General features: G+C 71.2%; 20 protein-coding genes. 14 read left to right on the forward strand and 6 right to left on the reverse strand.

Annotated elements, in window-relative coordinates; all coding sequences use genetic code 11:
- Positions 1–58: 58 nt before the first annotated feature.
- Entirely contained in the window at positions 59–1,579 is a 1,521-nt protein-coding gene (locus J7E22_RS01485; protein WP_214978207.1) for a SulP family inorganic anion transporter, read from the reverse strand.
- Positions 1,580–1,742: 163 nt separating this feature from the next.
- Here J7E22_RS01485 and J7E22_RS01490 point away from each other — a divergent pair, with 163 nt between their 5' ends.
- The gene (locus tag J7E22_RS01490; RefSeq protein ID WP_308159098.1) at positions 1,743–2,159 is read left to right on the forward strand and encodes a MerR family transcriptional regulator; all 417 of its coding nucleotides are present in this window, start codon (positions 1,743–1,745) and stop codon (positions 2,157–2,159) included.
- Between the two features lie 145 nt (positions 2,160–2,304).
- Positions 2,305–3,558: an MFS transporter gene (locus tag J7E22_RS01495; protein WP_308159099.1), complete on the forward strand. Its 1,254-nt coding sequence runs from the start codon at positions 2,305–2,307 to the stop codon at positions 3,556–3,558.
- Between the two features lie 91 nt (positions 3,559–3,649).
- On the opposite strand, the gene J7E22_RS01500 is transcribed toward J7E22_RS01495, so the two are convergent.
- From J7E22_RS01500 to J7E22_RS01510, 3 genes are all read right to left on the reverse strand, one after another.
- On the reverse strand, positions 3,650–4,318 hold the full coding sequence (locus J7E22_RS01500; RefSeq protein ID WP_214978208.1) for a haloacid dehalogenase type II: 669 nt from the start codon (positions 4,316–4,318) through the stop codon (positions 3,650–3,652).
- A gap of 138 nt (positions 4,319–4,456) precedes the next feature.
- A complete protein-coding gene (locus J7E22_RS01505; protein WP_214978210.1) occupies positions 4,457–6,148 on the reverse strand; it encodes a ribonuclease J in 1,692 nt (563 codons plus the stop codon).
- A 132-nt stretch (positions 6,149–6,280) separates the two neighbouring features.
- On the reverse strand, positions 6,281–7,798 hold the full coding sequence (locus J7E22_RS01510; protein ID WP_214978212.1) for a SulP family inorganic anion transporter: 1,518 nt from the start codon (positions 7,796–7,798) through the stop codon (positions 6,281–6,283).
- A 193-nt stretch (positions 7,799–7,991) separates the two neighbouring features.
- Here J7E22_RS01510 and J7E22_RS01515 point away from each other — a divergent pair, with 193 nt between their 5' ends.
- Positions 7,992–8,423, forward strand: a complete 432-nt coding sequence (locus J7E22_RS01515) for a MerR family transcriptional regulator (protein ID WP_214978213.1) — start codon at positions 7,992–7,994, stop codon at positions 8,421–8,423.
- 5 nt (positions 8,424–8,428) lie between these two features.
- Here J7E22_RS01515 and J7E22_RS01520 read toward each other — a convergent pair whose 3' ends face one another.
- Complete coding sequence (locus J7E22_RS01520; protein ID WP_214978215.1) at positions 8,429–8,890, reverse strand: MarR family winged helix-turn-helix transcriptional regulator; 462 nt, start codon at positions 8,888–8,890, stop codon at positions 8,429–8,431.
- A gap of 135 nt (positions 8,891–9,025) precedes the next feature.
- Here J7E22_RS01520 and J7E22_RS01525 point away from each other — a divergent pair, with 135 nt between their 5' ends.
- From J7E22_RS01525 to J7E22_RS01560, 8 genes are all read left to right on the forward strand, one after another.
- On the forward strand, positions 9,026–10,090 hold the full coding sequence (locus J7E22_RS01525) for a sodium:calcium antiporter (RefSeq protein ID WP_214978217.1): 1,065 nt from the start codon (positions 9,026–9,028) through the stop codon (positions 10,088–10,090).
- Positions 10,091–10,201: 111 nt separating this feature from the next.
- Entirely contained in the window at positions 10,202–10,969 is a 768-nt protein-coding gene (locus J7E22_RS01530; protein ID WP_214978219.1) for an SDR family NAD(P)-dependent oxidoreductase, read from the forward strand.
- A 117-nt stretch (positions 10,970–11,086) separates the two neighbouring features.
- The gene (locus J7E22_RS01535) at positions 11,087–11,857 is read left to right on the forward strand and encodes an ABC transporter ATP-binding protein (protein ID WP_214978221.1); all 771 of its coding nucleotides are present in this window, start codon (positions 11,087–11,089) and stop codon (positions 11,855–11,857) included.
- Positions 11,858–11,860: 3 nt separating this feature from the next.
- Positions 11,861–13,708, forward strand: a complete 1,848-nt coding sequence (locus J7E22_RS01540) for an ABC transporter permease (RefSeq protein WP_214978223.1) — start codon at positions 11,861–11,863, stop codon at positions 13,706–13,708.
- Positions 13,709–13,904: 196 nt separating this feature from the next.
- Positions 13,905–14,984 (forward strand): ROK family transcriptional regulator, encoded by a 1,080-nt coding sequence (locus J7E22_RS01545; RefSeq protein ID WP_251008586.1) that lies wholly within the window; start codon positions 13,905–13,907, stop codon positions 14,982–14,984.
- A 112-nt stretch (positions 14,985–15,096) separates the two neighbouring features.
- Positions 15,097–16,218 (forward strand): sugar ABC transporter substrate-binding protein, encoded by a 1,122-nt coding sequence (locus J7E22_RS01550; RefSeq protein WP_214978226.1) that lies wholly within the window; start codon positions 15,097–15,099, stop codon positions 16,216–16,218.
- A gap of 100 nt (positions 16,219–16,318) precedes the next feature.
- Positions 16,319–17,083 (forward strand): ATP-binding cassette domain-containing protein, encoded by a 765-nt coding sequence (locus tag J7E22_RS01555; RefSeq protein ID WP_214978726.1) that lies wholly within the window; start codon positions 16,319–16,321, stop codon positions 17,081–17,083.
- Positions 17,080–18,348, forward strand: coding sequence for a sugar ABC transporter permease (locus tag J7E22_RS01560; protein ID WP_214978227.1), 1,269 nt, complete (start codon positions 17,080–17,082; stop codon positions 18,346–18,348). The genes J7E22_RS01555 and J7E22_RS01560 overlap by 4 nt, the downstream gene beginning before the upstream one ends.
- Before the next feature lie 97 nt (positions 18,349–18,445).
- On the opposite strand, the gene J7E22_RS01565 is transcribed toward J7E22_RS01560, so the two are convergent.
- Positions 18,446–19,054 carry an NTP transferase domain-containing protein gene (locus J7E22_RS01565; protein ID WP_214978228.1) on the reverse strand — a complete coding sequence of 203 codons (609 nt, stop codon included), beginning with the start codon at positions 19,052–19,054 and terminating at the stop codon, positions 18,446–18,448.
- A gap of 264 nt (positions 19,055–19,318) precedes the next feature.
- Here J7E22_RS01565 and J7E22_RS01570 point away from each other — a divergent pair, with 264 nt between their 5' ends.
- From J7E22_RS01570 to J7E22_RS01580, 3 genes are read left to right on the forward strand one after another with little or no spacing between them, the layout of a single operon-like run.
- A complete protein-coding gene (locus J7E22_RS01570) occupies positions 19,319–20,137 on the forward strand; it encodes an FAD binding domain-containing protein (RefSeq protein ID WP_214978229.1) in 819 nt (272 codons plus the stop codon).
- Positions 20,134–22,944 carry a molybdopterin cofactor-binding domain-containing protein gene (locus J7E22_RS01575; protein ID WP_214978230.1) on the forward strand — a complete coding sequence of 937 codons (2,811 nt, stop codon included), beginning with the start codon at positions 20,134–20,136 and terminating at the stop codon, positions 22,942–22,944. Before J7E22_RS01570 ends, J7E22_RS01575 begins: the two co-directional genes overlap by 4 nt.
- Positions 22,944–23,948, forward strand: coding sequence for an XdhC family protein (locus J7E22_RS01580; RefSeq protein ID WP_214978232.1), 1,005 nt, complete (start codon positions 22,944–22,946; stop codon positions 23,946–23,948). Before J7E22_RS01575 ends, J7E22_RS01580 begins: the two co-directional genes overlap by 1 nt.
- The last annotated feature ends 50 nt before the right edge of the window (positions 23,949–23,998 follow it).

Consider the following 23,998-nt stretch of genomic DNA (forward strand, 5'->3'; position numbering starts at 1 on the left):
GCACCGGGCCTCCCGTCCGGCGTCCAGCGTCAGGCGTCGTCGATCAGGTCGTGGGAGGTCAGTGCCCTGCGCCGAGGTTCCCGGCGAGGCGGCCGTGGAACGCCAGGCTCTCGTCGTTGAGCCCCTGGATGTCGACGCGCTTGCCGCGGGCCTGGTACTTCGTCTCGATCGCGTCGAGTGCGGCCACGGTGGAGGCGTCCCAGATGTGGGAGCCGGACATGTCGATGATGACGAGGTCGGGGTCGTCGACGTAGTCGAACTGGGTGGTGAGGTCGTTGCTCGAGGCGAAGAACAGTTCGCCCTGCACGGTGTAGAGAGCGTGCTGCTCGCCGGTGTCGGTGGCCTCGATGCTGCGTGAGACGTTGGCGAAGTGGGACACGCGGCGGGCGAAGACGACCATCGCGGCGATCACGCCGACGATGACCCCGATGGCGAGGTTGTCCGTCGCGACGACGATGATCACCGTCAGGACCATGACGACCGTCTCGCCGACGGGCATCCGCTTCAGGGTCGACGGCTTCACGCTGTGCCAGTTGAAGGTGCCCACGGAGACCATGATCATCACCGCGACCAGAGCAGCCATCGGGATGATCGCCACGACCTGACCGAGCGCCACGACCAGGACCAGGAGGAACACACCGGAGAGGAAGGTCGAGATCCGAGTCCGCGCGCCGGAGGCCTTCACGTTGATCATCGTCTGCCCGATCATCGCGCACCCGCCCATGCCGCCGAAGAACCCCGATGCGATGTTCGCGATGCCCTGCCCCAGGGCTTCACGGGTCTTCCGGGAGCCGGTGTCGGTGATCTCGTCGACGAGCTTCGCGGTCATCAACGACTCGAGCAGGCCGACGACCGCCATTGCGAGCGCGTACGGCGCGATGATCGTCAGCGTTTCGACGGTCAGGGGTACGTGCGGGATGAACAGCGTCGGGAGGCTGTCGGGGAGCTTGCCCTCGTCGCCGACACGCGGGATCGCGATCGAAGCGATGACGGTGACGAGGGTCAGGACGACGATCGCGACCAGTGGTGCCGGGATGGTCTTGTTGAGCCTGGGGAACAGCACGATGATCGCGACGCCGACCGCGCCGATGGGCCAGACGAGCCACGGGACGCCGATGATGTTCGGCAGCTGCGCGGTGAAGATCAGGATCGCGAGGGCGTTCACGAACCCGGTCATGACCGACCGGGGGACGAACCGCATCAACTTCGCGGCGCCGACGGCGCCGAGGATCAGCTGGAAGACGCCGCCGAGGATGACGGTCGCGATCAGGTAGTCGAGGCCGTGGTCCCTGACGACAGGCGCGATCACGAGGGCGATGGCTCCGGTGGCGCCGGTGATCATCGCGGCGCGGCCGCCGGCGAACGAGATGACGACGGCCATCACGAACGCCGAGAAGAGCCCGACGCGGGGATCGACGCCGGCGATGATCGAGAACGAGATCGCTTCGGGGATCAGGGCGAGGGCGACGACGAGGCCGGCGAGTGCCTCGCGGACCAACAGCCGCGGGCTTCGCAGCGCGGAGAGGACGGTCGGACTGGTGTGCACCTGCACGGGTACGGGTTGCGTGACTGTTGTCACGGTTCTCCTTCGGTGAGCGGCGGGCGCTCTGCACCCGCGGGAAACGTCGTGGGGCGCGTCGTCGCGCACGCCGGCTTCGAGGAGGCCAGCATGACCCGGAATCTTCCGTTACGGAAGATTTGGTACGCTGTGACCCTACCGCAACGGAAGGGTTGGAGCGCAAGTGGTCGACGACGACACCCCAGCAACGGAGCAGCACCTGATGCACATCGGCGAGGTCGCCGAGCGGACGGGGCTGTCGATCAAGTCGATCCGTGAGTACGACACTGCCGAGGTGCTGCACCCGTCCAGCAGGACAGAGGGCGGTTTCCGCCTGTACTCGGAAGAGGACGTCGAGTGGCTGCTGATGGTTCGACGGATGAAGCCCCTCGGGTTCTCCCTCGCCGAGGCTGCGATCCTCGTCGACGCGGTCCGGGTCCTCGACACTGCAGAGCCTGGCGTCGACGTCGCCGCGGTGCGATCCCGCGTGGCGTCCTTCGTCAGCGACGCCGAGGTCCGCCGGGAACGTCTGCAGGCGCAGCTGGGCATGGTGGACGAGCTGCTCGACAATCTCCGGGCGCGGGGCGGCGGAGCGCGATGACCGACAGCCGCACCAGCGAACGCCTCCCGCGCCTCCCGTCGACACGCGTCAACGTCCGCGACCCGCGCCGAGCCACCACCTTCGAGAGCCAGGACCCCATGCCCGTCTCCGCGCCCAGGTCTTCGCGCCCACAGTGTCCTGTTCCGTGACCGGGGTCGACGGCCGCGAACGCGCTGAGCAACGCCCCGTCCGCCGAGGTGGCATGCGGGTCTGGGTCATCCCGGTGGTCGCTGCCGGGCTCATCTCCGCTATGACGTTCCCGGGGCAGACAGCTGGCCTCTCCGCGTTCACCGACCCGCTGATCCGTGCGCTGCACGCTTCACGCACGGAGATCTCGACCAGCTACCTCATCGGGACCCTGCTCGGGGCGCTCGCCCAACCCCTGTTCGGCCGAGCGCTCGACCGTTGGGGTGCCCGACGCATCGCGATCCTCGTGACCCTAGCGTTCGCGCTGATCCTCATCGCGGTCAGCTTCGCCGAGGGCATCACCGGGCTCACGCTCGGCTTCGTCGGCCTCCGGATGACCGGTCAAGGTGCGCTGAGCCTCGCGGCCACGACGGCGATCGCCCGCGCCGTGCACCACCGACGAGGGCTCGCGCTCGGGATCACCAGCGCCATCGGCAGCGGTGGAGTGTCCCTGGCACCGATCGGGATCGAGCACCTCCTGCTCAAGGTCGGCTACGCGAACACGTGGCGGTGGGAAGCAGCCGCACTGATCCTCATCGTGATCCCGCTCGCGCTGTTGCTGCCCCGCCCGCGCGCGGCACGCACCGCGACCGGTTCGGTCGTCGTCGTCGATGGGTGGACGGCGAAGGAGGCGGCCCGGAGCGGCATGTTCTGGGTCCTCGCCGGCACGGTTGCGACGTCGAGCATGCTCGGCACCGGGCTCGCTTTCCACCAGATCGCCCTGCTCGGACAGCAGGGCCTCACGCCGATCCAAGCGGCGGCGAACTTCCTGCCGCAGACCGTGACGAGCCTGCTCGCGACACTGCTCGCCGGGGCACTGGTGGATCGACTCCCACCGAAGCTCGTGATGTGCTTCGCGATGCTCACGCTCGCCGCCGCGATGCTCATGCTGCCGCTCGTCTCGACGACCTGGTCGGCGACGCTGTACGGGCTCGTCCTCGGAGCAGCCGGCGGCAGCCTCCGCGGCATCGAGGTCGCCACGTACGTCCGCTACTACGGCCAGGCCAACATCGGCTCCATCCGCGGCATCGCGATCGGGATCGCCATCGCGTCGTCAGCCCTCGGTCCGCTCGCTCTCGCCGCGGGTCACGACATCACCGGGACGTTCACGACCCCGGTCACGGTCCTGGCCGCGATCCCGGTCCTGATGGCAGTCCTGGCGCTCATCGTGCGCACCCCCCGTCGCCAAGCGCTGGCGTTGGACCTGCGCTGACTCTCCGTCGCGAGCGGCGCTGGTTCGAGCGCGATGCGGTTTGCCTGAGGCGGTCCGTGCGCGCCCCGCACACGAGCCGGCAGGGCACCATTCAGGCGAGCAATGCGGGGAGGTCGACCAGTGTGTGGACGGTGAAGTCCGCAGGCGTGAACGCTCCGGGCCACGGTGTTCCGTTCCGGTCGACGTACGCTGTCCGGAGGCCAGCGCGTCGAGCGCCGTGGAGATCCCAGGGATGCACCGCGGTCAGCACCGCGTCACCGGGCGCGATGCGGATGATCTCGAGCCCCCGCAGGTACGCCTCGGGGTGCGGTTTCCACATCGAGGTGTCCTCGACGCCGATGCATCGTTCGATCGAGTGGGCGACCCCCGCGCGTTCGAGCAGCGCCTGGGCGTTCGAAGCGGAACCGTTGGACAGGGTCACGATGCGGTGCCCGGCCGACGCCAACGCGGCGATGCCGTCGGCGATGTCGTCGTGGGGTGGCAGCTCGGCGAACGCGGTGAGGATCGCGTCAGTCGCATCGTCGGCCCGCCGGTGCAGCGTGTCGGTCTGGGAGAGGAGCCCGACCAGGACCGCGCGCGCCACGTCCGTGAACGATCGGGTGTCGCCGGTGATCATCAGTGCGAAGCCGTCACGGAGGGTGGCGGCGAACCGGGCCTGCGCCAGCGACGACGGCACGCCCTCGGCCTCGAATGCCGGGGCGAGCGCGGACAGGTCGGAGATGGTCTCGTTGACGTCGAGCACGATCACGGGGAGGTCCATGAGCGGGACGGTACGCCGGTGGTCCCCGGCAGCGACCCCGTGCAGGTCGTCCGTCTCAGCGGATCCCATGGCGAGCGGGGCGCGCACGCGCGCCGTGACGGACGGGAGGCCCGGTGCCGGTGTGTCAGGCGTCCGGTGTCAGGCGTCGACGACGACCGCCGTGATCACCGGCGTCCGCCGGTGACGGCGGAGGAACCAGCGCTCCAAGCCGTCGGCGATGGCCCGCTCGGCCCCGGCGCCGTCGAGGTGTCCGCGGTTCGTGGCCTCGGTGATGGCCTTCGCCGCGACCTGCTCGGCGTGGTCCATCCAACCGGCTTCCTCGACGAAGCCCTTCGGCAGGAACTCGACCGGGTCGACGAGCTTCTGCGTGCCCTCGTCGAAGATGCCGAGGACGGTGATGTGGCCTTCTTCGGCGAGCGACAGGCGGTCCTTCAGGGCGTCCTCGGTGGCGACGCCGATCGTGGTCCCGTCGACGAAGACGTACGGCGCCGGGATGCGTCCGGCGATGCGGGCCTTGCCGCGGTCGAGGTCGACGACGACGCCGTCCTCGACGACGAGCACGCGGTCCTCGGGGACCCCCGTGCGGACCGCCAGCTCGGCGTTCGCGACGAGGTGCCGCCACTCGCCGTGCACCGGCAGGACGTTCTTCGGCTTCACGAGGTTGTAGCAGTAGACGAGCTCACCGGCGCTGGCGTGCCCGGAGACGTGCACCTTCGCGTTGCCCTTGTGCACGACCGTCGCGCCCCAGCGGATGAGGCCGTTGATCACGCCGTAGATGGCGTTCTCGTTGCCCGGGATCAGGGAGCTCGCGAGCAGGATCGTGTCGCCCTCGCCGACCTTGATGATGTGCTCACGCCGGGCCATCCGCGACAGGGCCGCCATCGGCTCGCCCTGGGACCCGGTGCAGATCAGCACGCTCTTGTTGTCGGGGAGCTTGCCGAGCTGCTTGAGGTCGACGACGAGCCCCTCCGGGATGTGGAGGTAGCCGAGGTCGGCGGCGATCCCCATGTTGCGGACCATCGACCGGCCGACGAACGCGACCTTCCGGCCGTGGCGCTTCGCAGCGTCGAGGACCTGCTGGATGCGGTGCACGTGGCTGGCGAAGCTCGAGACGACGATCCGCTTCGGGGCCTCGCGGAAGACGCGGTCGATCGCCGGGCCGATCTCGTGCTCGGCGGTGGTGAAGCCCGGGACCTCGGCGTTGGTCGAGTCCGTCATGAACAGGTCGACCCCGGCGTCACCGAGCCGCGCGAAGGCGTTCAGGTCCGTCAGGCGGTTGTCCAGCGGGAACTGGTCCATCTTGAAGTCGCCGGTGTGCAGCACGGTGCCGGCGCTCGTGCGGATGGCCACGGCGAGCCCGTCCGGGATGGAGTGGTTCACGGCGACGAACTCGAGGTCGAACGGTCCGGCGTCGTGCCGGTCACCGGCGGCGACCTGGTGTGTCACGGGCGTGATGCCGTGCTCCTGGAGCTTGGCGGTGATGAACGCGAGCGTGAGCTTCGACCCGATGATCGGGATGTCCGGGCGTTCCTTCAGCAGGTACGGCACCCCGCCGATGTGGTCTTCGTGCCCGTGGGTGAGGACGATGCCGTCGATCTGGTCGAGGCGGTCCCGCACGGCGGTGAAGTCGGGGAGGATGACGTCGATGCCCGGCTGGGTCTCCTCGGGGAACAGCACGCCGCAGTCCACGACCAGCAGCTTGCCGCGGTGCTCGAACAGGGTCATGTTCCGACCGACGTCACCGAGTCCGCCGAGGGGGGTGACGCGCAGGGCGCCGCGCTTCAGGGGCGCGGGCTTCTTGAGGTCGAGCGCGTGCTGGGGAGCTGGCATGGTGAGTGGTGTTGCCTTTCGTCAGTGGGTCCGGCGCGGACCAGACCAGGTGTCCAGCGTAAACGGAGCGTGTGTCGTTCCGCGCGGGGGCGCGACGGCGGCGACCTCGTCGGGCCGCCGCGGGGCTCCGGGTCAGTGCCCTGCGCCGAGGTTCCCGGCGAGGCGGCCGTGGAACGCCAGGCTCTCGTCGTTGAGCCCCTGGATGTCGACGCGCTTGCCGCGGGCCTGGTACTTCGTCTCGATCGCGTCGAGTGCGGCCACGGTGGAGGCGTCCCAGATGTGGGAGCCGGACATGTCGATGATGACGAGGTCGGGGTCGTCGACGTAGTCGAACTGGGTGGTGAGGTCGTTGCTCGAGGCGAAGAACAGCTCGCCCTGCACGGTGTAGAGCGCGTGCTGCTCGCCGGTGTCGGTGGCCTCGATGCTGCGTGAGACGTTGGCGAAGTGGGACACCCGGCGGGCGAAGACGACCATCGCGGCGATCACGCCGACGATGACCCCGATCGCGAGGTTGTCGGTCGCGACGACGATGATCACCGTCAGGACCATGACGACCGTCTCGCCGGCGGGCATCCGCTTCAGGGTGGACGGCTTCACGCTGTGCCAGTTGAAGGTGCCCACGGAGACCATGATCATCACTGCCGCGAGCGCGGCCATCGGGATGATCGCGACGACGTGGCCGAGGACGACGACCAGGATCAGCAGGAAGATCCCTGCCATGAAGGTCGAGATCCGGGTCCGGGCGCCGGACGCGCGGACGTTGATCATCGTCTGACCGATCATCGCGCACCCGCCCATGCCGCCGGTGAAACCGGAGAGGATGTTCGCGGTGCCCTGGGCGAGGGCCTCCCGGGTCTTCCGGGAGCCGGTGTCGGTGATCTCGTCGACGAGCTTCGCGGTCATCAACGACTCGAGGAGACCCACGACCGCCATCGCGGCGGCGTACGGCGCGATCGTCGTCAGCGTCGCGAGGGTCAGGGGCACGTGCGGGAGGAAGAACGTCGGGAGGGTGTCCGGCAGGCTGCCCTGGTCGCCGACCGTGGGGATGTCGATCGCGGCGAGGACGGTGACGAGCGTCACTGCGACGATCGCGACGAGCGGCGCGGGGATCGCCTTCGTCAGGCGCGGGAAGAGCACGATGATCGCGATGCCCGCGGCGACGAGCGGCCACACGAGCCACGGCACGCCGATGAGGTTCGGGATCTGCGCCACGAACAGCAGGATGCCGAGGGCGTTGACGAACCCGGTCATCACGGACCGGGGGACGAACCGCATCAGCTTCGCAGCGCCCACGGCGCCGAGGATCAGCTGGAAGACGCCGCCGAGGATGACGGTCGCGATGAGGTAGTCGAACCCGTGCGTCCGCATCACCGGTGCGATGACGAGCGCCACGGCCCCGGTGGCGCCGGAGATCATCGCGGGGCGGCCGCCGAGGACCGCGGTGGTGACGGCCATCACGAACGCGGCGAAGAGGCCGACCTTCGGGTCGACGCCCGCGATGATCGAGAACGAGATCGCTTCCGGGATGAGTGCGAGTCCGACGACCAGGCCGGCGAGGACCTCCCGGGTGAGGATGCGTGGGGACCGCAGTGCGGTCGACACGCTCGGACTGGTGTGGACCAGGACGGGCGCGGGCGTGATGGTCGCCATCGGATCTCCTTGCTGCGTCGACAGAGTCTTCCGTTACGGAAGAGTTCGCCGTCGACACTACCGGAACGGGAGGGTTGCCGCGTTCCGACCATCGCCGCGGTGTCCCCGATCCCGCGGCCGATCACCCGGATGCCAGGCGAGCCGTGCGCGGGGACCGTTACGATCGGGGCGCACGACGGCCGAGGGAGCACGGATGACCGAGTCGACGACCGACACCACGATGCACATCGGCGAACTCGCCGATCGCACCGGTCTGTCACACCGCACCATCCGCCACTACGACGAAGTCGGGCTGCTGCACCCCTCCGCGCGCACCGAGGGCGGGTTCCGGCTCTACACGGACGCGGACCTCACGAGGCTCCTCCTGATCCGCCGGATGAAGCCGCTCGGCTTCACCCTCGAGCAGATGAGCGAGCTCCTCGCGGTGGTCGACGCCCTCGGCGCCGACGCCACGGAGCGCCGCGAGGCAGAGCTCCGCGACCAGCTGGACGCCTACATCGCCGACACCGAGGCACGCCGAGCGAAGCTCGTCGAACACCTCGGCATGGCGGACGAGTTCCTCGGCATCCTGCGGCAGCAGGAGCGGCCCCCGGCCAAGGGTGCTCAGGGCCGGTCGGACGACTGAGGGCTTCAGCCGCCGAAACCGGAGACGTCCTCGAGCAGCGGCTCGTCCAGGGCGGTGCGGAGGACCCGTGAGCCCTCGACCACCTTGCTGCGATCGTCGTCGGACAGGCCCGCGAGCACCGTCTCCAACTCGCGTCGTCGCCTCCGGGTGACCTCGTCCACGAGTGCCCGGCCGTGCTCCGTCGCTTCGACGAGCACCTCGCGCTTGCTCGAGCTGTTCGCCCGACGGCGCACCCAGCCGCCCGCCACAAGACGGTCGACGTTCCGTGTGAGGGTCGACACGGAGACCGCGAGACGCTGCGCGAGATCGCTCGATCGCGTCGGCCCGAGTGCAGCGACGAGGACGATCAGTCGGAACTGGGGGACCGTGACGTGTTCGAGCGCCGGTGCGATCGTCCGCGCGACCACGCCGAGCAGGCCGCGCGAGGCGGCGAGGACGTCCTCGATGTCCTGCGCTCCAGAAACCACGGCTGCCTCCTCCCTCCGGCCGAGCGAGGAGCCGGGTCGCGCACTGCGATGCCGCCGGCTGGCGGACCTCGATGACTTGTAGGCGTACAACTGTCTCACACCGTCCCTTCGTCCGAGAATGGTCCAGCCGCGCTCATGGATTCCCTGCCCCTGTGGTTGCTCGTCGTCGTCTTCGTCGCCGGTGCGGCGGTGATCTGGTTCGCCGGCATCCAGCTGTCGAAGACCACCGACGTGCTCGACGACCGCCTGCACCTCGGCAGCGCGCTCGGCGGCCTGATCGTGCTGGCCGTCGCGACGAACCTGCCCGAGATCGCGATCACCGTGAGCGCCGCGGCATCGGGATCGATCGAGGTCGCGGCGGGGAACATCCTCGGTGGCATCGCGCTGCAGACGGTGGTCATCGTGATCCTCGACGCGTTCGGCAAGCGCGGGAAGGGCGTCAAGCCGATCACGTACCGCGCGGCGTCCCTGACCCTCGTGCTCGAAGCCGTCGTCGTGGTCGCGGTGCTCGCCGTCGTGATCGCCGGCAGCCAGCTGCCCGCCGGACTCGTCGTCGCCCGCCTGACCCCGGACGTGGTGCTCATCGCCGCGATCTGGCTCGTCGGCCTGTTCCTGGTCCAGCGCGCGAGCAAGGGCCTGCCGTGGCACGAGGACGGCAAGGCACCGGACACCACCACCCCGCACCTCGGTCACCGGACGCGCAAGCCCGACCCCACGAAGACGATGAGCACGGCGAAGGCGGCGGTCGTCTTCGCGATCGCGGCGCTGGCCACCCTCGTCGCCGGTGTCGTCCTGGAGCTGGCCGGCGACGCGGCCTCGTCGAAGATCGGCCTGTCCGGCGTGCTGTTCGGCGCGACCGTCCTGGCTCTGGCGACGAGTCTGCCGGAGATCTCCACGGGCCTCCAGGCCGTGAAGCAGGGCGACGACAACCTGGCGATCAGCGACATCTTCGGCGGGAACGCGTTCCTGCCGGTGCTGTTCCTGGTGGCCACGGTGATCTCGGGCAAGGCCGTGCTGCCGCAGGCGAACGCGAGCGACATCTTCCTCACCGCGCTCGCCGCGCTCCTGACCGTCGTCTACGCGGTCGGGCTCGTGTTCCGGCCGCGGAAGTACGTGCTCGGCATGGGTCTGGACTCGCTCATCGTCCTGCTGCTGTACATGGTCGGGGTCGGCGGCCTCATCGCCATCACGCTCGGCTGACCGGCGGTCGCGTGGCACGGGAGACCCGACCCACGACCGACGAAGCGGAACTCCCCGTCGCGGTGACGCACGGGTGCACCACTGGGAACGAACGACACAAGGAGGAACAGGATGCTGTTGCAGGGAAAGACGATCGTCGTCACGGGTGGGAACAGCGGGATCGGTGAGCAGATCTGCCTCGCCGCGGCGGCGGAGGGGGCGAACATCGTCATCGACTACGTCGCACACCCCGAGGCCACCGACGCACTCATCAAGAAGATCGAGGACGCCGGGGGCAAGGCGGTCGGGGTCGACGCCGACATCACCAAGGCGGCCGACCTGCAGACGATGGTCCAGACCGCCGTCGACACGTTCGGCCGGCTCGACGTCTTGGTGAACAACGCCGGGATGGAGGACCGCAAGTCCCTGCTCGAGGAGACCGAGGAGGGCTACGACCGGCTGATGGCCGTGAACATGAAGAGCGCGTTCTTCGCCACCCAGCACGCCGCGAAGCAGTTCATCGCGCAGGGCGACGGGGGACTGGTCCTGAACATCTCGAGCGTGCACGAGGACTGGCCCATGCCGGGCAACATCGCGTACTGCGTCTCGAAGGGCGGGATGCGGATGCTCGCCCGGACCGGCGGTGTCGAACTCGGTGCGCACGGCATCCGGATCGTGAACATCGCGCCGGGGGCCGTGGACACCCCGATCAACACGGCGACGACGACCGACCCGGAGAAGCTCAAGCAGCTCGACGCGGCGATCCCGTTGGGACGACTGGCGAAGCCGGAGGAGATCGCCGACGTGGTCGTGTTCCTGGCCTCGGGCAAGGCGGGCTACATGACGGCGACCACGGTCACGATCGACGGTGGCATCACGCAGGGCAGCGTCGGGCTCTGAGGCGCGACCTGCACCGAAGGATGCAGGTCCGGGAGTTCCACCCTCCGGGTTTCGGGGCGGCGCGACCCGACTCCTAGCGTTGAGGACGTCCCGTTCCGCCCTCGCAAGGAGTCCTGCATGCCGTCGATCCTCGCCCCCGTCCGTACCGGTACAGCGGTCCTGCTCGACCGTGTCAGCAAGACCTACCCGAACGGGCCGGAGACCACCACCGCCCTGGACGAGGTCACGCTCCAGGTCGACACCGGCAGCTTCACCGCCGTCATGGGACCGTCCGGTTCCGGCAAGTCGACGCTGCTGAACTGCGCCGCCGGCCTGGACGTCGTCTCCCGTGGACGGGTGGCGATCGGCGGGGTGGACATCGGTCCGATGTCGCCCGACGCGCTCACCCGCTTCCGCCGGGAGCACGTCGGCTTCGTCTTCCAGGGGTACAACCTCGTCCCGCACCTCACGATCCGCGAGAACGTCCGGCTCCCGCTCACCCTCGCGGGCGTCGGGGTGGAGGACGACCGCCTCGATGCGCTCCTGGCGTCGGTCGGCATCGGCGGACTCCGCGACCGGTTGCCCGGGCAGATCTCCGGAGGCCAGGGACAACGGGCGGCGATCGCCCGGGCACTCGTCGCGTCGCCCGACGTCGTGTTCGCCGACGAACCCACCGGTGCCCTCGACACCGCGACCGCCGACCAGGTGCTCCGGTTGCTGCGCGCGACGGTGGACGAGCGGGGCCAGACACTCGTCCTCGTCACCCACGACCCACGGGCCGCGGCCCTCGCGGATCGCGTGGTGTTCGTCGACGGCGGCCGCATCCGTGACGAGCTCACCGCACCGACGGTCGAGTCCGTCACGGCGCGCGTCCTTGCCGCCGGTCGCACCAGCACGATCGGACGCTGAGCCGTGCGCGCCGCAGTCCGCTCGTTGCTCGTCAACCGCTCGGCGCTCGTCGGGGCGAGCGTCGTCATCGCGCTCGCCGCGGCGCTCCTCGCGGTGACCGCCGCCTGGCTCGAGGCGGGTCTGCGTGACCCGCAGGCGTCCTCCTTGATCGCCGTCGGGGGGTCGTTCGCCGGGACGCTGGTGTCCATCACCGTGTTCATGGTCGCGACCACGTTCACCGCGGTGCTCCGGGAACGGCGTCGCGAGTTCGCGCTCCTCCGTGCCGTCGGCGCCACCGCGCGCCAGGTGCGGGTCATGGTCACGACCGAGGTGCTCGTGCTGGTGGCGGTGATCGCGCCCGCGGCGGCCGTCGCCGGGACGTTCGCCGCGCCGTTCGTCACGCCGCTGCTCCGGTCCAGTGGGATCGTGCCCGCCGGGGTCGGCCTGACGCCGTCCGTGATCCCGATCGTGTGCACCCTCGCCGTGCTGCTGCCGACCGGGCTGCTCGCCGCCCGGGCGGCCGCCCGCGCGTCGGCCCGGTCCAGCACCGCGGCCGCCGTCCGGGAGAGCGCCGTCGACGAGCCGGTGCTCTCCCGCGTCCGCACCGTCCTCGCGGTCACCACCGCGGCACTCGGCCTGATGGCGGCGGCCACGCCCTTCGCCGTACCCGGGGGCGTCGGCAGCGCCACCGGGGCATCGTCCGCGATCCTGCTCGTGGTCGCTGCGGCGCTCGCCGGCCCGCTGCTGGTGCAACGAGCCGCCCGTTCGGCGCTCGCCGCTCGGCACGGGGCCATCGGCATGCTCGCACTCACGAGCGCCCGGGGGTTCCCCCGTCGACTCAGTGCGGTGGTGATCCCCCTGGCGTTGCTCGTGGCGCTCGGGTCGGTGCAGACCGGCACCGCGGTCGCCGTCGAGCACGGCACGGAGCAGCAACTCCGGTCCGGCGTGCGCGCGGACCTCGTCGTGACGTCGGCGTCGGGCGTGACGCACGAACAGGTGTCGGCGGTCGAGGCCCTCCCGGGCGTCACCGCGACGACCTCCACCGGGAGCACGCAGGTGTCCGTCCGCACGGACTCCGACGACCAGGACCTCCCGGCGCTCGACGCGTTGTCGTGGGAGTCGGTGTCGATCCGGACGCTCTCGGCCGTCCACCCCCTGGTCGACCCTGCGGTCGTGGCGGGCTCGCTGCGCGGGCTCCACGCTCCCCGGACCATCGCCGTGAGCAGCGACACCGTGGCGCTCGCAGGCAAGGGAGTCGGGGACTCCGTCGAGGTCCGCCGTGACGGCGGGGCGATCGAGGCCGAGCGGATCGTGGCGGTGTTCGACCGGGGTCTGGGGTTCGGCGACTACCTCACGCAGGCGCGCCCGACCGAGCGGACCGACGCGCTGTTCGTCGAGGCGACGGGTTCCGACCGGGCGAGGATCCGGGCGGCAGTGGAGTCGATGGGGCTCCGTGCCACCGACCCCGACGGCTTCGTCAGGCGGTCGGTCGAGGCGGGGGACGGGGAGCGGCAGCTCTCGTGGGTGCTCCTCGCCGCCCTGCTCGTCCTCGTCGGGGCCGTGGCGGCGAACACCCTCGTGACGTCCGTCCGCGGTCGACGGGACGAGTTCGCCCTGCTGCGCCGCACCGGTGCCACTCGTGGGCAACTGATGCGGGCGGCGCTGGTCGAGACCGGGTTCATCGCCGTCGTGTCGATCGTGATCGGGACCGTCGCCGTCCTGCCCGCGCTGGCCGGCATCAGTCAGGGACTGGTCGGCGTGCCCTGGGCCGGGTTCGACCTCGCTGCGTGGTCCGGCTGCGCTGCGGCCGTCGTCGCCATCGCCGCCGTCGCCGTCCTGCCGACGGCGTGGCGGACAGCGCGGTCCCGGTGAGCAGGCGGTTCCCGCCGGGGCAGCGTGGCGGGCGACCGGCGCGGTGAGCGGGCGGGTGCGTTGTCACTCGGCGTGATCTCGGCGATCGTCTATGGTGACGGACGTGAACGATCGACGGCGAAGTCCCGGGAGCCAGGCTTCACTACGTGAAGCCAACCGCAACCGAGTCGTCTCCGCCGTGAAGCGCTTGGGCGGCATGACCCAGGTCGAGCTCGCGGGCGCGACCGGCCTCTCGCCCGCGACCGTGTCGAACATCGTCAAGGAACTCGTCGCGAGCGGGACGCTGCACTCCGCGCCGAGCACGTACAGCGGCCGCCGGGCGCTCAAGGTGACCCTGCCGCACGGACTCGGGATGGTCGTCGGGGTGCACGTCTCGCCGCGGCACCTCCGGGTGGCGGTCTCGGACCTCAACATGACCGTCCTCGCCGAGCGGCACATGCCCCTCGCGCGAGACCACCGCGCCGACAGCGAGCTCGACAAGATCGCCGTGCTCATCACCGACATGCTCGAGACGGTCGACTCCGACCTCAGCGAGGTGATGAGCATCGGGTTCGCGATCGCCGCCCCGATGGACGCCACGACGGGGATGACCGCGCGCGCCGGGATCATGCGGGGCTGGGACGGGCTGCGGATCGGCGCGTCCCTGCAGGAGCGGGTGCAGCGGCCGGTCCACGTGGACAACTCGGCCAACCTGTCGGCGGTCGCCGAGCTCCGCAGCGGAGCCGCGCGGGGCTGTCGGAACGCGGTCATCCTGGACATCGGCGACGGGATCGGTGCCGGCCTCGTGCTCGAGGGCCGGCTCTTCCGGGGGTCGCACGGCATCGCCGGTGAGTTCGGCCACGCGGCGGTGATGCAGGACGGCCCGCGGTGTCGCTGCGGGAGCCGGGGGTGCCTGGAGGCGGTGGCGGGGGCGCCCGCGGTCCTGGCCCGGATCCGCGACGAGGTGGGCTCGATGAAGCTCGGTGACCTGATCCTCCGCGGGATGTCCGGGGACAACACGTGCATCCGGGCGATCGCCGACGCCGGCCACGTGATCGGGACCGCCGCTGGCGGGCTGTGCAACGTCCTCGACCCGGACCGGGTAGTCGTCACGGGGGAGTTCGCCCGCGCGGGCGAGCTGCTCCTCGGCCCGATGCGACGTGCGATCGAGGCCGGGTTGATCGTCGACGTCGCCGGTGAACCGGACATCGTGCAGGGCCAACTCGGACAGGACGCCGCGGTGTCCGGGGCGCTCGCCCTGGCGATCGAATCGGTGGAGATCCCTGCCACGGCATGACGTTGTGCGCCCTCGTGACTTCCTTGCCTTCACTTCTTGACGCCAGCGAACTTCGATGGGATGCTCACTTCCACCGCCGACGATGGCGGGACCACCTGTTGGAGGACTCTCAATGAAGACAGCCACCAAGAGAGCGATCGTCGGCGCTGCCGCATTGATCCTCTCCGTCGCCACGCTCACGGGCTGCTCGAACGGCGCGGGCGCCGGAACGGGCGGCGCGGCCGGCGGAACCGGCGGGGACGCCAAGTCCGCGAAGATCGGTCTGCTCCTGCCCGACTCCGTCACCGCCCGCTACGCGAGCGCCGACCGTCCACTCTTCACGGCGGAGGTGAAGAACAAGTGCAGCGGGTGTTCCGTCGTGTACGCGAACGCCGACGGCGACGCCTCCAAGCAGCTCCAGCAGGCGCAGTCGATGCTCACGCAGGGCGTCAAGGTGCTCGTGCTCGACCCGTTCGACGGCGAAGCCGCGGCATCGATCGTGCAGCAGGCGAAGGCGAAGAACGTGCCGGTCATCTCCTACGACCGACTCATCGACAGCGCGGACCTGAGCTACTACATCTCGTTCGACAACGAGAAGGTCGGCGAGCTGCAGGGCACGGCACTCGTGGACGCACTCAAGAAGAAGAACGCCCCCGCAGGTGCCGGCATCATCATGGTGAACGGCTCCCCGACGGACAACAACGCCTCGCAGTTCAAGGCCGGCGCCCACAAGGTGATCGACGCCAGCGGCTACAAGGTGCTGGCCGAGTACGACACCCCCGGATGGGACCCCGCGAAGGCGCAGGACTGGGCATCCGGTCAGGTCAGCAAGCTCGGAGCGGACAAGATCACGGGCGTCTACGCAGCGAACGACGACACCGGCGGCGGCGTGATCGCCGCGCTGAAGTCGGCCGGCGTCAAGAAGCTGCCGCCCGTCACCGGACAGGACGCATCCCTGGCCGGCGTGCAACGGATCCTCTCCGGCGAGCAGTACATGACCGTCTACAAGGCGTTCAAGCCGGAGGCGTCGCAGGCGGCCGACCTCGCGGTCGACTTCGCGAACGGCAAGAAGCCGAGCTCCAGCACCACCGTGAAGACCAAGGGTGGAGCGAGTGTCCCGGCGACGCTCCTGCAGCCGGTCGCCGTCACCGCGGACAACGTGGAGAGCACCGTCGTCAAGGACGGCCTCTACAAGGTGACGGACATCTGCACCTCGCAGTACGCCGCGGCCTGCACCGCCGCCGGCATCAAGTGACCCCCAGGCGGCCGCCCGTGACCCGGGCGGCCGCCGTCGACCCGAGGACGACTCCGTGACATCCACCACCCCTGACATCCCCGGTTCGGTCGAACCGGTGATGTCCCTCCGCGGCATCAGCAAGCGCTTCGGTGCCGTCCAGGCCCTGAGCGGCATCGACCTCGACGTCCACCCCGGTGAGGTGGTGGCGATCGTCGGCGACAACGGCGCTGGCAAGTCCACGTTCGTGAAGATCCTCGCCGGCGTCTACACGCCCGACGAGGGCACGATCACCTTCAACGGCGAGGACGTCACCATCGCGAACCCGACGGCCGCGCAGGCGCTGGGCATCGCGACGGTGTTCCAGGACCTGGCGCTCGCCGACAACCTCGACGTGGTCTCGAACCTGTTCCTCGGGCGCGAGATCAGCCACGGCGTCCTCGACGAGGAGGAGATGGAGCGCCGCTCGTGGGAGCTCCTCCAGCAGCTCGCCGCGCGCATCCCGTCGGTCCGCATCCCGATCGCCTCCCTGTCGGGTGGTCAGCGCCAGACGGTCGCCATCGCGCGGTCCCTCATCGGTGACCCCCGTGTCGTGATCCTGGACGAACCGACCGCCGCGCTCGGCGTGGCACAGACCGCCGAGGTCCTCAACCTCGTCGAGCGCCTCCGTGAACGCGGGCACGGCGTCATCCTCATCAGCCACAACCTGGCGGACGTGCAGGCGGTCGCGGATCGCGTCGCCGTCCTGCGCCTCGGCCGCAACAACGGGACGTTCCGGATCGAGGACGTCTCCTACGAACAGATCATCGCCGCGATCACCGGAGCCACCGACAACGCGGTCACCCGTCGCGCGGCCAGCCGAACGAACCAGGAAGCGTCAGCATGAGCAACCAGAACGAGACCCTCACTGCCGCATCCCCGACGCCGTCCGCGGCCGACCTGCAGGACGAGCGTCTGCTGCGCGACCAGGGTCTCGGCGGCGCCGCGCGGGCCTTCGTGCGCCGCGTGCGGGGCGGCGACATCGGGTCCCTGCCCGTCGTGGTCGGGCTGGTCGTGATCTGGGCGATCTTCCAGATCCTGTCCCCGGACTTCCTGTCCCCGAGCAACCTCGTCAACCTCGCGCTCCAGTGCGCGGCGGTCGGCACGATCGCGATCGGCATCGTGCTCGTCCTGCTGCTCGGTGAGATCGACCTGTCGGTCGGGAGCATCAGCGGGCTCGCCGCGGCGATCCTCGGACAGGGGCTGACGACCCTGCACTGGCCGCTGTGGCTGGTGCTGGTCGTCTCGCTCGCGGTCGGGGCGGCGGCCGGGCTGCTCTACGGGCTCCTGTTCACGCGGTTCGGCGTGCCGAGCTTCGTCATCACCCTGGCCGGTCTGCTCGGGTTCCTCGGCCTCCAGCTGCTGATCCTCGGGCCGAACGGGTCGATCAACCTGCCGTTCAACTCCCCGATCGTGCAGTTCGCGTCGAACTCGTACCTGCCGCCGTGGCTCGCGTACGTGCTCGCCGCGGTCGCCGCCGGGGGGCTCCTGTTCTCGGACCTCCGGCGCGCTCGTCGCCGGGCCCGCGCCGGCCTCTCGACCGGGTCGATGTCGGTGACGATCGTCAAGAGCGTCGCGCTGCTCATCGGGCTCGTGATCGTCGCGTGGTACCTGTCCCGCGACTTCGGGACGGGGACGTCGTTCGTCTTCTTCGTCGTCCTGGTCGTGCTCATGAACTTCCTCCTCACGCGCACCCGGTGGGGCCGGTCCGTGTACGCGGTCGGCGGCAACGTCGAGGCGGCACGGCGATCGGGCATCCGGGTCAACCGTGTCTACATCTCCGTGTTCATGCTCACGTCGCTGTTCGCCACGGTCGGTGGACTCCTCGCCGCGGCCCGGTTGAACTCGGCGAGCCTGTCGTCGGGTGCCGGGGACACCAACCTGAACGCCATCGCGGCGGCGGTCATCGGCGGGACGAGCCTGTTCGGCGGGCGGGGCAGCGCGTGGTCGGCGCTCCTCGGGATCATCGTGATCCAGTCGATCTCGAACGGTCTGACGCTGCTGAGCCTCGACTCGTCGATCCGCTACATGATCACGGGCGCCGTCCTGCTGCTCGCCGTGATCATCGACTCGCTGTCCCGTCGGAGCCGCGCGACGCACGGCGCGGCGTAGTCCCCGGCGGATCCACTGCCCGGCCGGTCGCGTCGACCGGCCGGGCAGTGCCGTTCCACCACCCAGTGCTGGGACACCGCCGGCGCCGGTCAGCCCCTCAGGAACCGCCGCCGCCGGCCAGCCGGTCCTGGTCGCGTCCGTCCCAGAGGTCACCGCAGTCGATCCGTGTGGCACCGGCACGACGGAGGAACGCACCGGCCCCGTGATCCCCGGCGAGTTCGCCCATGAGCCCCGGCCAGTGGGCACGTCCGAGCAGCACCGGGTGCCCCGGGCGGTCGGCGTACACCGCCTGCGCAAGTGCGGTGGTGCGGCCGGCCGCACCACCGAGCACGCGACGCACGGCCGCCGCGGGGAGCCGCGGCAGGTCGACGAGCGTGACGAGTGCCGCCTCGACCTCTGGGTCGGCCGCCACCGCGTCGAGCCCGGCCAGCAGCGAGGCGCTCAGCCCGCGCTCCCAGTCGCAGGCGACCACGCTGCGGACGCGCGCGTCGTCGGGCAGGGCGAGTCGTGCCTCCCGGGCGGCCGCGCCGAGCACGACGACCACGTCGCTGCACCCGCCGTCGAGCAGCGCGGTCACGGCCAGCCGCACCCACGACCGGCCCTGCGGGTCGGCCACGAGCGCCTTCGGGCGCCCCATCCGGGTGCCCGCGCCGGCGGCGAGGACCACGCCGACGGTGCGCGTGGGCTCGGTCCCGTCGCCTGTCATCCACCGAGCATGGCAGTCGGACACCGCGGTCGGCCCGCCGCACCGGGTACGCGTCACCCACCGTCGCCGGATCGAAACGGCGCGGAAACACCGGGTGCCTACGGTTGACCCCACACCCAGCAGCGTGATGACCGAGGAGGCCGAGGATGAGCGACACCAGCTCGAGCCGGCCCGGGGCGGCGTGGAACCGGGGCATGATCGCGCACGGCCGACGAGCGGCAGGCACCGCCTCGCTCGTTCCCGCCACCCCGATCGGACCCCTGCATGGACCTCGTCTCCGTCCGCACCGTACGGACACCGTCGCACCGCGACGACCTCGCACTCGCACCCGGTGAGCGACCGCTCGCCGGGGGTACCTGGCTGTTCTCCGAGGAGCAGCCGGGCCTGACCGGACTGGTCGACCTGACGACGCTCGGGTGGCCGGACGTCGAGCGCACCCCGACGACGCTGCGGATTGCCGCGACGTGCACCATCGCGGCCCTGCTGCGGGTCGCGCCGGAGCCCGCGTGGCGCGCCTGGCCGCTCGTCGACCAGTGCGCGAACGCGCTGTTGGCGTCGTTCAAGGTCTGGAACGCCGCGACCGTCGGCGGCAACGTGGCCGTGGGTCTGCCGGCCGGGGCGTTCACGGCGCTGCTGGTGACGCTCGACGCGACCGCAGAGGTGTGGACCGCCGACGGTGGGGAGCGGCGGGTGCCGGTGGCGGACCTCGTCCTCGGCGTCCAGTCGCTCGACCTCGCCGACGGTGACGTCATCCGGGCCTTCGACGTGCCGGTCGCCGCGCTGGCCGAGACGACCGGGTACCGGCGGGTGTCGCTCGCCCCGTACGGCAGATCCGGGTCCCTCGTCACCGCGCGCTGGTCCGACGCCGGGTTCCTCCTGGTGATCACCGCGGCCACGCCCCGCCCGGTGGTCTTCCGGTTCCCGACCGTGCCCGACGCGGACGCCCTCGACGCAGCCCTCGGGACGCACGACGACTGGTACGACGACCCGCACGGCTCGCCGGACTGGCGGCGCGCGGTCAGCACGACCTCCGCGCACGAGCTCCGCCGCGAAGCGGCCGCCGCGGTCGGGGGCGCGGCATGAGGTTCGAGGTCGACGGCGAGCCCTTGTCGGTGACGCCCGCCCCCGGTCAGGTGCTCCGGACGCTGCTCCGCGGGCAGGGCGTGACCGCCGTGAAGAAGGGCTGTGACTCCGGCGACTGCGGGGCGTGCACCGTGCTGCTCGACGGCGTCCCGGTGCACTCGTGCATCACCCCGGCCCACCGGCTGGAGGGTCGGACCGTGACGACGGCGGCCGGACTCGGGACGCCGGAGGAGCCGCACCCCGTGCAACGCGCCTTCGCCGACGCCGCCGGGTTCCAGTGCGGGTTCTGCACCGCCGGGTTCGTCGTCACCGCGTCGACGTTCGGGCCGGACGACCTGGCCGACCGCCACCGTCGGCTCAAGGGCAACCTCTGCCGGTGCACGGGCTACCGGTCGATCGAGGACGCCCTCGACGGGATCACGAACACGACCTGCGCGGACGCCGGTGACGCGGTCGGGAGGTCGATCGCCGCCCCGGCCGCTCGTCGGATCGTGACCGGGCGCGAGGAGTACACGCTCGACGTCCGGCCGACCGAGGGCCTGCTCCACCTCGCCGTCCTGGGCAGCCCGCACGCCCACGCCCGCGTCCTGTCGATCGACACCACGGCGGCCCTCGCCCTGCCCGGTGTGCACGCGGTCCTCACCGCGGAGGACGACCCCGGCGTGCTGTTCTCCACCGGTCGCCACCAGTCGCGACTCGACGACCCCGACGACACCCGCGTGCTCGACCGGGTGCTGCGGTTCCGCGGGCAGCGGGTCGCCGCGGTCGTCGCCGACAGCGTCCGCACCGCCGAGCAGGCCTGCGCACTCCTCGTCGTCGAGTACGAGGTGCTGCCGAGCGTGCACGACCCCGACGCCGCGCGCGCGCCCGGAGCGCCGCTGCTGCACGGCGAGAAGACGACCGACGAGCACCGGATCGCCGAGCCGGGGCGGAACGTCGTCGCGAGCCTGCACGGCGAGACCGCCGACGTCGAGGCAGCGCTCGCCAGCGCCGATGCCACCGTCGAGGGCGTCTGGTCCACCCCGCGGGTCTCACACGCCGCACTCGAGACGCACGCGACCCGCGGCTCCCTCGACCGCGACGGGCGGCTGCTCCTCCGGACCGCGACCCAGGTGCCGTTCCTGGTCCGGGACGAGATCGCGCACGTCTTCGGCCTCGACCCCGAGCGGGTCCGCGTCGTCGCCAAGCGCGTCGGCGGCGGGTTCGGTGGCAAGCAGGAGCTCCTCACCGAGGACCTGGTCACCCTCGCGGTCCTCACGACCGGTCGCGCGGTGCAGTACGAGTTCAGTCGCCGCGACGAGTTCACCATCGCCCCGACGCGGCACCCGATGCGCGTCCGGGTCCGGCTCGGCGCCACGGCCGACGGCACGCTCACGGCCATGCACGTCGACCAGACGATGGACACCGGCGCCTACGGCAACCACGGGATCGGGGTGATGTTCCACTCCGTGAGCGAGTCGGTCGCGGTGTACCGGTGCCCGGCGAAGCGGGTGGACGCCGAGTCGGTCTACACGAACAACCTGCCCTCGGGGGCGTTCCGCGGGTACGGGCTCGGCCAGGTCGTCTTCGCGATCGAGTCGGCGATGGACGAGCTCGCGCGGCAGCTCGGCATCGACCCGGTGACGTTCCGACGGCGCAACGTCGTCGTGCCCGGCGACCCCCTGGTCGTCACCGACCTGCACGAGGAGACCGACCTGCGGTGGGAGGGCAGCTACGGCCTCGACCAGTGCCTCGACCTCGTCGAACAGGCGCTCGCCGACGGACCGACGACGGCACCGGCGGTCGCCGGGTCGGTACCGGCGGGACGGGAGGCGCGGGTCGCCACCACGGACGGCCCACCACTCGACGACTCACCCGACTGGGCGCACGGCACCGGGATCGCCCTGGGGGCGATCGCCACGCTGCCACCGCGCGGGCACATCGCCCACACGACGGTCGAACTCACCCCGGGTGGCCGGTACCGGATCGGGGTCGGCACCGCGGAGTTCGGCAACGGCACCACCACCGTGCACACCCAGCTCGTCGCCACCGCGCTCGGCACGACCCCGGACCGGGTGGACGTGCACCAGTCCGACACCGACGCGGCCGTGCACGACACCGGTGCGTTCGGGTCCGCCGGCGTCGTCGTCGCGGGGAAGGCGCTGTACGCGGCCGCGCAGGCCCTCCGGCAGGACCTGACCGGCCGTGCGCTGGCGATCGTCGCCGCCCGGACACCGCGGACGGCATCGGGCGTGCTCGGGCCCGCCGTCGTGATCGGACCGGACGGGGTGCAGGTCGGCGACGAGGTCGTCCCGCTCGACGACCTGCTCGCCGAGGGTCCCGCCCTCGCGCACGGCAGTCACGACGGCACCCCGCGGTCCCTCGCGTTCACGGTGCACGGTGCCCGGGTCGCCGTGCACCGACCCACGGGGGAGGTCCGGGTGCTGCAGAGCGTGCAGGCAGTGGACGCCGGCACCGTCCTGAACCCGGAGCAGCTCCGCGGCCAGGTCGAGGGCGGCTCCGCGCAGGCGATCGGCTCCGCCCTGTACGAGGAGGTCCTGCTCGATGGCGAGGGCCGGGTCCTGACCGACGCCTTCCGGTCGTACCGCGTGCCGAAGATCTCCGACGTGCCCCGCACCGAGGTGCTGTTCGCCGACACCCACGACCCGCTCGGACCCCTCGGCGCGAAGTCGATGAGCGAGGCTCCCTACAACCCCGTCGCTCCGGCCATCGCGAACGCGGTCCGCGACGCGATCGGGGTGCGCCCGTACCGGCTCCCGATGACCCGCGACCGGATCTGGGCCCTCGCCGACGCCGGAGGTGCGTGATGTTCGAACTGGCACCGCGCCTCCTGGCCGCGCTCGACACCGGGGCGGCCATCGCCGTGGCGACCGCCGTCGACGTGCGCGGCAGCGCGCCGAGCGGCACCGGCACGTCGATGGCCCTGCTCCCGGGCGGCCGCGTCGTCGGGACCGTGTCGGGCGGCTGCGTCGAAGGGGCGCTGTTCGAGACCGCCGAGGAGGTCCTCGCCACGGGCACGCCCGTGCTCGCCGGGTTCGGGTTCGAGCCGGACGGCAGTGACGACGCGGCTGAGAATCCCGACGCCCTCTGGGCACCGGCGCTCCGCTGCGGGGGCCGGATCGAGGTGCTCGTGCACCGGGTGACGCCCGACGACCACGCGATCGTCGACGCGCTCCGCACCGCCGCGTCCGGTGCCGCCACGTCGCTCGGTCTGTCGCTCGAGGCGGGCATGCTCGGCTCGGTCGTGACGCCGGCTGACGGCTGCCGGACGCGGGTGTTCACCGAGTACGCCGGCGGCCGCGCGCGCTGCATCGTCGTCGGCGCGGTCGAGTTCGCAGTCGCCGTCACCTCGATGGCCGCGATGCTCGGCTACGCGGTGACGGTCGTCGACCCGCGGCCGGTGTTCCTGACGGACGAACGGTTCCCGGCGGCGCAGGACCTGGTCGTCGGGTGGCCGCCGCGGGTGCTCGCCGACACCGCGATCGACGAACGGACGGTCGTGGTGGTGCTCTCGCACGACGACCGGTTCGACGCCGAGGTACTCGACCTCGCCCTGCGCCGCGGTGCCGGGTACGTCGGGGCGATGGGCTCGCGGTCGACGCACGAGAGCCGGCTCGAGCGCCTCCGGGACCTCGGCACGCCGGACCTCGGTCGCCTGCGATCGCCGATCGGGCTCGACATCGGCGCGACCACGCCGGCCGAACTCGCCCTCGCCGTGATGGCCGAGGTGGTGACGGTCCGCACCGGGCACTCGGGTCGGCCGCTGGTGACCGAGTCCGGGCCGATCCACGAACGGCTCGCCACGGCCTGAACCCGTGCCGGCGGCGGGACCGGGCAGCTCGCCGGTCCGGTCCCGCCGCC

Source organism: Curtobacterium sp. ISL-83 (assembly GCF_018613895.1).
In the GTDB taxonomy this organism is placed as follows: domain Bacteria; phylum Actinomycetota; class Actinomycetes; order Actinomycetales; family Microbacteriaceae; genus Curtobacterium.

Coding starts and splice junctions, on each gene's coding strand:
- J7E22_RS01500 (WP_214978208.1), bottom strand. CDS start 4,318: ATGGACCTCCCCGTGATCGTGCTCGACGTCAACGAGACCATCTCCGAC.
- J7E22_RS01505 (WP_214978210.1), bottom strand. CDS start 6,148: ATGCCAGCTCCCCAGCACGCGCTCGACCTCAAGAAGCCCGCGCCCCTG.
- J7E22_RS01510 (WP_214978212.1), bottom strand. CDS start 7,798: ATGGCGACCATCACGCCCGCGCCCGTCCTGGTCCACACCAGTCCGAGC.
- J7E22_RS01515 (WP_214978213.1), top strand. CDS start 7,992: ATGACCGAGTCGACGACCGACACCACGATGCACATCGGCGAACTCGCC.
- J7E22_RS01525 (WP_214978217.1), top strand. CDS start 9,026: ATGGATTCCCTGCCCCTGTGGTTGCTCGTCGTCGTCTTCGTCGCCGGT.
- J7E22_RS01530 (WP_214978219.1), top strand. CDS start 10,202: ATGCTGTTGCAGGGAAAGACGATCGTCGTCACGGGTGGGAACAGCGGG.
- J7E22_RS01535 (WP_214978221.1), top strand. CDS start 11,087: ATGCCGTCGATCCTCGCCCCCGTCCGTACCGGTACAGCGGTCCTGCTC.
- J7E22_RS01545 (WP_251008586.1), top strand. CDS start 13,905: ATGACCCAGGTCGAGCTCGCGGGCGCGACCGGCCTCTCGCCCGCGACC.
- J7E22_RS01550 (WP_214978226.1), top strand. CDS start 15,097: ATGAAGACAGCCACCAAGAGAGCGATCGTCGGCGCTGCCGCATTGATC.
- J7E22_RS01555 (WP_214978726.1), top strand. CDS start 16,319: ATGTCCCTCCGCGGCATCAGCAAGCGCTTCGGTGCCGTCCAGGCCCTG.
- J7E22_RS01560 (WP_214978227.1), top strand. CDS start 17,080: ATGAGCAACCAGAACGAGACCCTCACTGCCGCATCCCCGACGCCGTCC.
- J7E22_RS01565 (WP_214978228.1), bottom strand. CDS start 19,054: ATGACAGGCGACGGGACCGAGCCCACGCGCACCGTCGGCGTGGTCCTC.
- J7E22_RS01570 (WP_214978229.1), top strand. CDS start 19,319: ATGGACCTCGTCTCCGTCCGCACCGTACGGACACCGTCGCACCGCGAC.
- J7E22_RS01575 (WP_214978230.1), top strand. CDS start 20,134: ATGAGGTTCGAGGTCGACGGCGAGCCCTTGTCGGTGACGCCCGCCCCC.
- J7E22_RS01580 (WP_214978232.1), top strand. CDS start 22,944: ATGTTCGAACTGGCACCGCGCCTCCTGGCCGCGCTCGACACCGGGGCG.